We start from the raw sequence: 7,308 nt of genomic DNA, 5'->3' as shown, positions 1-7,308 counted from the left end.
CCCAGCAAGGGGTCGTCGGGCACCTGTTGCTGAAAGACCAGGCTGCAACTGTTGCAGCGTGCCAGCGCATAAACGCCCGCGTCGGCAGTCCTTGACGCGTGGCCTTCATAGTGCCTTGCAAGATAGGCCTGAACGCCCGCGCCGGCGTACGGCTCCTCGTAAACCACCGAAAGGGAAGCCGACAGGCAGCCAGGACACCGCGTCCTGATCTTGAGGGCTGATTCACGCGGCTGCGTGGCACCCTGACGCTGTTGTGCATGGCGTGGCGCCTGCAGATTTTCCCTGAGCGACGGCGAAGCCGGATCCCCCGGCAGGCGCGGGAATTCAAGTGAGGTGGCGGGCATGTTCATGGGTTGAGTCCGGAATGCCGCAAACGCAGCAGCACCAAACACMTTAGCCGCCAGCGTGCAGGAGCGGGTAACCCTCTGTAAACCACGTATCGGTGCTCTTTGCCGCATACGCGCCCGGTTGGCGTGGCGTTTCAATGCGTGCTACGGCAATGATGTCTGTTCCCGGGCCGGCTCCCGCCTCTGGGAAAACCGTTAGCAGCAGGCGCCGCAGACTGGCGCACTACGCCATGCGGCCCTTGTTTTCGACCACCACGCACCCGGTGATGCGCCACGCTTTGTTGCTTTGCCGTTCGAGGCTGTAAACCGCCAGCCACGAAACACCGCTGGCATCGGCCATTTGCACCCGCTGGATCACCTGGTCGTTCTTGCCGTCGGGTTTCAGAAAGGCGACCGATGCAGGGCGGTACACCACCGGGTAATCGCGGCGCACCATCGCCATGAACCCCTGGGGTGTTCCGACGGCCTTCTGCACATTGGGGGCCGCAAAAGAAAACGCCTTGGCTGCGTCATCCTTTGCGAAGGCCGCCAACTGGGCCTGCACCACGGTGCGCACCGTCTTCTCGTCAGCCGCGGTAAAGGGCGCTGCACTTGCCGGCACTGCCGTGCATACCAGCAACAGCGCCGCGCTGCCGGCAGCGAGCAGGCCGGCCATGCAGTTCAGCACACGGTTCAAACGGATCAGGCGGGCAGTCATAAGGTCAATCTTTCCTGGATTCGATGGCCACTGTGGCTAAAGGTGATGAAGGTACGCAAGTGGCGCGCCAACGGATGCCTCCCCTCAAATCAGCCGGCCGTGCGCCAGCACCACGACGCCGCCGCTGACAAGCATCTCACCGGCTGCATTGGCCTCTACCGTGATGCGGCTGGGGCGCCCGGCAAAACGCCCCTGCTTGAGCGTGATGACTTCGTCCACCTTCGCCGCGCCGTGGCGCAGCAGGTAGGCGCCTGCCGGCCCGGCGGCGCTTCCGGTGGCAATGTCTTCCACCAGCCCGGCGTTGTCCCAGGTGCGACCTTCGCGCGCCGACACGTCCAGCACGTAGGCGAATTTGGCGCCCACGGTGGCCAGCAGCGCCTCAAAGTCAGGGTGCACAATTTTTGCGCGCTCCAGGCCGCCGACCACGGGCACCAGCAGATAGGGCAGGCCGGTAGACACCACCTGCAGCGGAAAACGCACATCCAGCTGCGCCGGGCCCAGCCCGAATGCCGCGAGAAATGGCAGGCTGTCAGCGTGACTGAGGGCAGCCTCGAAGCGGGCCACGCCCTGGTTCATGCTGGCGTCATAAGTGCCCGGTGTGCCTTCTTTGCGTGTGGTGTTGATGGCAACTGCCCGTGTGCCGAGCATCAGCGTCCAGCCGGCAGAAGGGTGATGCCCCGCATGCAGGTGATGCAGCAAACCTGCTGCGCCCAGCAGGGGGTGGCCGGCGAAGTCAAGCTCTTCTTCCATCGTGAAAATGCGTGCTTCGAAGCGGTTCCCGGGACCGTCAGGCGTGAGGAAAATGCTCTCGAACTGCCGCATCTCGATGGTCAGGCGCTGCATCTGGCGCGCCGGCAAGGGGCTTTCAGGCAGGAACACCGAAAGGCCGTTGCCGGCCAGCGCTTCGTGGGTGAACACGTCCACCTGGTAGTACTGCAGCCCCGACAAGGGCGGCATGGTTGTCATCGCTGTCATGTGGCAATTCTCCTGCGGGGAATTATCGCGGTGCAGGTCATTGCGGCGGCATCCCGGCGTGCGGACTGCCGTTTCTCCGTTTCTGCTCAGGCGATCCGGCGGGCTTGCGCCGCCAGGGTGCCTGTGCGGTTTAAATCCCGAGCAGCTTCTTCGCGCTGCCCAGCGCTTTCATGGAGTCGTCGTGCTTGCCTTCCTTGTGAAACTTTTCGCCATCGGCGCGAAGCTCTTTCACTTTGGTCATGTCGGCGGGCGAGAGCTTGGGGTTGGTGGAGAGCTTGGCGTCAATCGCCTTCATCTCGTTGGGGCAGTTATGGGCAAACGCCAGGGACGAAGTGGCCAGGGCGACGGCGGCAATGATGAGTTTCATGTGATCTCCAACCTGCGTCAGAAAATGCTGACGCCAGATGCTAGCAAAGCCTCTGCTGTGGCACAAGCCGCAGTGACACTAGCTTGTCTGGCCGATTTGCAGCTTGGTGGCGTCGATGAATTGGTATTCCGGGATGTCCAGGTTGGTCGGCGCCGGTACGTTCTTCACCACGCGGCCGGCAAGATCAAACCGGGAGCCGTGGCAGGGGCAAAAAAATCCACCGGGCGCATGAAGCTCGGCATTCAGCGCGCTGTCGTCCAGGCGCAGGGTCGGTGAGCAGCCCAGGTGTGTGCACACCCCCACCGCCACCAGGATTTCGGGGCGCTCGGAGCGGGTCGCGTTGGCGCACGATTTCGGTTGTTCGGATCGCCTGGACTGCGGGTCCGCCAATGCCGGATTGGGCTGCTGCAGCGCGCGCACCATCTCCTCGCCGCGGCGCATCAACCAGACCGGTTTTCCGCGCCAGGCGACAGTGCGCAGCTCGCCTGTCGCCAGTGCGGAAATATCGACAAGCACCGGGCCGCCCTGGGCGCGCGCCACTTCAGAGGGTGCAAGGCTGGCGGCGAAGGGGTAGGCCGCAGCCAGCAGGCCGGCGCCGGCAGCGATGCCGGTTGCTGCCGCCAGCAGGCGTCGCCGCTCGGCGTCCGGCAGGGTCCCGTCGTCTATCGCGTGGATCAGTTCGGTGACGTTACGCATGATCTGACTTGAAAAATTCGATGAAGGCAGGCAGTCCCGGTGTGCTTACGGCCCGGTTTTATCGGCGCCCGCGCCCCAGAGGAACACCTCTCTGGAGGGTTTGCCTGCCTTCACGTCCACCTTCCTGCGCTGGGTCTGGCCGGCCAGCGTGGCCTCCACGGCATAACTGCCCGGTGCCAGCCGGGCCAGCAGAAAGGGGCCCTCCGATGTGGCCTGAAGCACTTCATTTCCCCGGGCATCGAGCACCCGCACCTTCACGTCGGCCGCGAAGTCGGCACGCTGCTTGTCCTTGATGGCAAATTCGAGTGTCAGCGGCCATTGCCCGCTGGCATTGCGGATCGCTGCGGATTCGTCGGCGCCGATGCCGCCGCTCAGGTATTCAACCGGGCCGCTGGTACGCACCGGCGGCAAGGGGCCGCTTGCCTGGGCCAGCGCGCCGCCCGCCATGAGCGCACCGAGGACGGCCGAGGCGGCCTTGTGGGTCAGGGTTTTCATTTCAGCATGCTCCTTCTGCAACGATGGGCAGCAAATCGGCGCAGTGTGCTGCCTGACACTGTGTTCATGCGGCCTGCCGATCTGCGCGAAGGCCTGGCCAGCTGCCTTGTCATCACACCGTAGCAGGCTTTGTGCGCCAGGTGTTCAGCGCTGCCGGAAACCATTGTTCGCGGGTCAGCTTAGGCCGGTCTTAAAATCCCGGCTGGTGTGCCTTGCAGCTTCAAGCCCGCGGCATTCAATCGTCATCTGCTTCCTCAACCACCTGGACCCGTCACCCATGCCCCTCGAAGTCATTGAAGCCCAGACGGGCGACAAGCCCGTCGCCACCGTTCTCATCATGCACGGCCTCGGGGCCGACGGCCGGGACTTCCTGCCGATTGCCGAACAGATGGACCTGTCCAGCGTGGGAGATGTGCGTTTCCTGTTTCCGAGTGCGCCCAGCATTCCGGTCACCATCAACGGCGGCTACGTCATGCCGGCCTGGTACGACCTGCTGGGCGCCGACCTGGTGAGCCGGCAGGACGAGGCCGGGCTGCGCAAGTCGCAAGGCGACATTGAGGCATTGATCGCCCGGGAAAAGTCGCGCGGCATCCCTGCCAGCCGCATTGTGGTGGCGGGCTTTTCGCAGGGCTGTGCCATGGCGCTCATGACGGGCCTGCGCCACGGCGAACGGCTGGCCGGCATTGCGGGCCTGTCGGGTTACCTGCCGCTGGCCGACAAGACGGCCGCCGAGCGCAGCGCCGTCAACCAGGATGTACCCATTTTTCTGGCGCATGGCACGCGCGACGGTGTGGTGGTGCTGCCGCGCGCCACCGCCACGCGCGATGCGCTCAGCGCCATGGGCTACACGGTCGAGTGGCACGAGTACATGATGGAGCACTCGGTGTGCCCGCAGGAAATCACCGACCTGGAGCAGTGGTTGCGCCGGGTTCTGGCCTGACGGGATTTTAAGTAAAACTGGCTGTAGCCCTTACAAAACGGGCGCAAGCAGCTATTAAAAGAATAGCGATCCGGGCAAGACCAGGACGTTGTTCAGGCCGCCGCTGTTTTCGTCACGGCCGTCCGCGCCATCCGCCGCACGCGCCACAGCAGGAAAAACGCGATGCTGAAGTTCAGCAGGTTCCACGCGATGCCGTTGAGGAATGCGGCATGGTAGGAACCGGTTAGGTCAAACACCTTGCCTGACATCCAGCCGCCCAGCGCCATGCCCAGCAAGGATGCCATGATCACCGTGCCCACGCGCGCGCCGGCCTCGGCGGGCTCGAAGTATTCGCGCACGATGATGGCGTAAGCCGGTACGAGGCCGCCCTGGAACAGGCCGAACAGCGCGGCGATGACGTAAAGCGATACCAGTCCGTCAAAGGGCAAAAACAGCAGCAGCGCGATGCCTTGCAGCACCGAGCCCAGCATCAGCGTGCGCAGCCCGCCGATACGGTCGCAGATCGCGCCCGACACCAAGCGGCTCACCACACCGCAGGCCAGCATCAGCGACAGCATTTCAGCACCGCGCGCCGCGCCATAGCCCAGGTCGGTGCAGTACGACACGATGTGCACTTGCGGCATGGCCATGGCCACGCAGCAGGCCACGCTGGCCACGCACAGCAGCATTTGCGCCGAGCCCGGCGTCAAGCCAAAGGGCATGCTGCTGGTGGTGGCGGCGATACCGCTGTTGCCTACCGCGGACGCCACGGCCACCGGCGGGCGCTTGCGCATCAGCAGGGCCAGCGCCGTCATGGTGACGAAGCTGAAAAGGCCGAGCCACAGATAGGTCTGGCGCCAGCCCACGGCCTCGACAAAATGCTGAACGATGGGCGGCCAGATCGCGCCGCCCAGGTAGTTGCCACTGGCGCACACCGCCACGGCAAAACCGCGGCGCCGTACAAACCAGAGCGAGGTGTCGGCCAGCAGCGGCGCAAAGGTGGCGGCAGAGCCGAGAAAGCCGATCAGCAGGCCGTGGGCCAGCGAGAACATCCAGATGTTGCCGGCCATGGCGGCCAGGGCAAAACCCAGGCCCAGTCCCACTGCGCCAACCAGCAAGGGAACCATGACGCCAAAGCGGTCGGCCAGCCGCCCCATCAGAACGCCGCCAACACCGAAGCCGATCATGAGCGCGGTATACGGCAGGGAGGCATCGGCCCGCGTCACGCTGAATTCAGCCTGCACTGCGGGCAGCACCACGGCCACCACATACATGCCGCAGGCGCCGACGGTCATCAGCGCCAGCGTGACCATGAGCCGCATCACGGCGTAGCGTGAGTCGATGAGGAGGGAGGAGTCTTGCGCGGCGGTTGCGGGGCTTGGGGGCGTGACGGGAGGGCTCATCAGGCAAGCGTACACCAGCAGCTGCCCCGCTGCGCTGTTGATGGCCCGGCCGGAGCTGGCGCGTTACAGCGGGGAAGGGCGCGTGGCTTCGTAACCGACGGCGGAATTGCTGTCGCTTGGCTGGCCCAGTTCCTGGTCGCGGATGCGGAAAAGGCGTTCCAGGTCTTTCATGGCGTCTGCGTCAGCTGCGGAGACCGGGGCCGGCCGTGCCACCGGTGCTGCGGGCTGGGCCGGCAGGCTGGCGGCTACAACGGGGGCGGCTGGTACGGGCGCTGCAGAGGCTGTTGCCGCCGCGGGAAGAGGGGCCAGGGAAGCCAGGGGCGCGCTGCGTGGCGGGCGAACCGATGCGCCGGCAGGCGGCCGGACGGGATCGGCCCAATATGACTTGTCGGGCATGGTCGGGTTGGGGCAGGTCTCCGCCACTTCCAGTTGCCAGGAAATGCCATGCAGCCATTGGGCCGCCCCGGGTTCAAAGCGCGTGATTTCTTCCATCAGGGCGTTCTGGAAGGCGAAAGCGTACTTCATCAGACGGTCGTCCCAATGCCGCACAACGAGGCGTACATACATGCCAGGGCCGCGGCTGCGGCTGGACACCAGCAGCATCTGGCAATCGATCCAGGGCAAGGGAATACCGTATTTACGCATGGCATCGCGCAGCAACACCTGCACCAGGTGGCGGCGCGTGGCGTTGTCCGAGCCGTCTTCAATGGTGAGGGGGTTGTCCCGGCTGGACGTGCCCGTGCGTTTGGGCGACGCTGCGGGGGTTGAACCGCCGAAAAGGCTGGCTAGCAGTTTTTTCATTTTTTGATCAAGCTCTACGCTGCCTCAGGCTAAAAGACCGCAAAACCGTTTAGTTTGGCGGAAATTGAAGGGTAAAACAGCCGTGTTACGGAATGTTTTTTATCGTCGTCCAGCTTGTCTGACAAGTCAAGGGAGTTCTGCACCCTGGCGCTCCGGCGTCGCTCGCTTTCCACATCCCGGGCGCCAAACTGTGGATTTCTGCCCGGAAAATGCGGTGTATGACTTAAATCCGGCCGGCCTGCACGGGCCCCGAGCCAGACCCCACCCGGGCTGTGCTGGCAAGCCCGGATGCGCCAGCGCAAAGCGCCGTGCTGTGATAACTTCCACGCCAATTCAAGATTCTGGGGGAATGACGATATGACCAAGTTGCAGGCGCCTGCGGGCGCGCTACAGGACCGCCTGAAAGCGCTCACCCCGGCCCGGCTCAAGGGCATGCGCCGCGGTGTCGAGAAGGAAAGCCTGCGCGCCAAACCCGGCGGCGGCCTGGCCCTCACGCCGCATCCCGCGGCCCTGGGCTCGGCCCTCACGCATCCGGGCATCACCACGGACTTCAGCGAATCGCAGGTTGAGCTGGTCACCGGCGCCCACCCCAGCCCTGAAGCCACGCT

At 64.7% G+C, this 7,308-nt stretch carries 8 protein-coding genes and 2 pseudogenes; 2 read left to right on the top strand and 8 right to left on the bottom strand.

Annotated features, from left to right (window positions below):
• From AC1D1X_RS11590 to AC1D1X_RS11565, 6 genes and pseudogenes are all read right to left on the bottom strand, one after another.
• Positions 1–350: pseudogene (locus AC1D1X_RS11590) on the bottom strand (class I SAM-dependent methyltransferase); the annotation flags it as partial.
• A gap of 220 nt (positions 351–570) precedes the next feature.
• On the bottom strand, positions 571–1,044 hold the full coding sequence (locus tag AC1D1X_RS11585; RefSeq protein WP_477671499.1) for a DUF4864 domain-containing protein: 474 nt from the start codon (positions 1,042–1,044) through the stop codon (positions 571–573).
• An 84-nt stretch (positions 1,045–1,128) separates the two neighbouring features.
• Positions 1,129–2,019, bottom strand: coding sequence for a PhzF family phenazine biosynthesis protein (locus tag AC1D1X_RS11580; protein WP_477671500.1), 891 nt, complete (start codon positions 2,017–2,019; stop codon positions 1,129–1,131).
• Between the two features lie 130 nt (positions 2,020–2,149).
• Positions 2,150–2,386 carry a hypothetical protein gene (locus AC1D1X_RS11575; protein WP_477671501.1) on the bottom strand — a complete coding sequence of 79 codons (237 nt, stop codon included), beginning with the start codon at positions 2,384–2,386 and terminating at the stop codon, positions 2,150–2,152.
• Positions 2,387–2,464: 78 nt separating this feature from the next.
• On the bottom strand, positions 2,465–3,082 hold the full coding sequence (gene petA, locus AC1D1X_RS11570; RefSeq protein WP_477671502.1) for a ubiquinol-cytochrome c reductase iron-sulfur subunit: 618 nt from the start codon (positions 3,080–3,082) through the stop codon (positions 2,465–2,467).
• Between the two features lie 45 nt (positions 3,083–3,127).
• Positions 3,128–3,577 (bottom strand): carboxypeptidase-like regulatory domain-containing protein, encoded by a 450-nt coding sequence (locus AC1D1X_RS11565; protein ID WP_477671503.1) that lies wholly within the window; start codon positions 3,575–3,577, stop codon positions 3,128–3,130.
• Between the two features lie 277 nt (positions 3,578–3,854).
• Here AC1D1X_RS11565 and AC1D1X_RS11560 point away from each other — a divergent pair, with 277 nt between their 5' ends.
• The gene (locus AC1D1X_RS11560) at positions 3,855–4,517 is read left to right on the top strand and encodes an alpha/beta hydrolase (protein WP_477671504.1); all 663 of its coding nucleotides are present in this window, start codon (positions 3,855–3,857) and stop codon (positions 4,515–4,517) included.
• A 92-nt stretch (positions 4,518–4,609) separates the two neighbouring features.
• Here AC1D1X_RS11560 and AC1D1X_RS11555 read toward each other — a convergent pair whose 3' ends face one another.
• A complete protein-coding gene (locus AC1D1X_RS11555; RefSeq protein ID WP_477671505.1) occupies positions 4,610–5,899 on the bottom strand; it encodes an MFS transporter in 1,290 nt (429 codons plus the stop codon).
• 63 nt (positions 5,900–5,962) lie between these two features.
• Positions 5,963–6,700 (bottom strand): hypothetical protein, encoded by a 738-nt coding sequence (locus AC1D1X_RS11550; protein ID WP_477671506.1) that lies wholly within the window; start codon positions 6,698–6,700, stop codon positions 5,963–5,965.
• A 357-nt stretch (positions 6,701–7,057) separates the two neighbouring features.
• Here AC1D1X_RS11550 and AC1D1X_RS11545 point away from each other — a divergent pair.
• Positions 7,058–7,308 (top strand): annotated as a pseudogene (locus AC1D1X_RS11545) (glutamate--cysteine ligase); the annotation flags it as partial.

Source organism: Polaromonas sp. P1_G4, from assembly GCF_056405475.1.
The sequence above is the reverse complement of the archived record's forward strand: the minus strand, read 5'-3'. Positions and strand labels throughout refer to the sequence as shown.

Bases quoted from the DNA above. Each gene is read 5' to 3' on its own strand.
- AC1D1X_RS11585 (WP_477671499.1), bottom strand. From the start codon at position 1,044: ATGACTGCCCGCCTGATCCGTTTGAACCGTGTGCTGAACTGCATGGCC.
- AC1D1X_RS11580 (WP_477671500.1), bottom strand. From the start codon at position 2,019: ATGACAGCGATGACAACCATGCCGCCCTTGTCGGGGCTGCAGTACTAC.
- AC1D1X_RS11575 (WP_477671501.1), bottom strand. From the start codon at position 2,386: ATGAAACTCATCATTGCCGCCGTCGCCCTGGCCACTTCGTCCCTGGCG.
- petA (WP_477671502.1), bottom strand. From the start codon at position 3,082: ATGCGTAACGTCACCGAACTGATCCACGCGATAGACGACGGGACCCTG.
- AC1D1X_RS11565 (WP_477671503.1), bottom strand. From the start codon at position 3,577: ATGAAAACCCTGACCCACAAGGCCGCCTCGGCCGTCCTCGGTGCGCTC.
- AC1D1X_RS11560 (WP_477671504.1), top strand. From the start codon at position 3,855: ATGCCCCTCGAAGTCATTGAAGCCCAGACGGGCGACAAGCCCGTCGCC.
- AC1D1X_RS11555 (WP_477671505.1), bottom strand. From the start codon at position 5,899: ATGAGCCCTCCCGTCACGCCCCCAAGCCCCGCAACCGCCGCGCAAGAC.
- AC1D1X_RS11550 (WP_477671506.1), bottom strand. From the start codon at position 6,700: ATGAAAAAACTGCTAGCCAGCCTTTTCGGCGGTTCAACCCCCGCAGCG.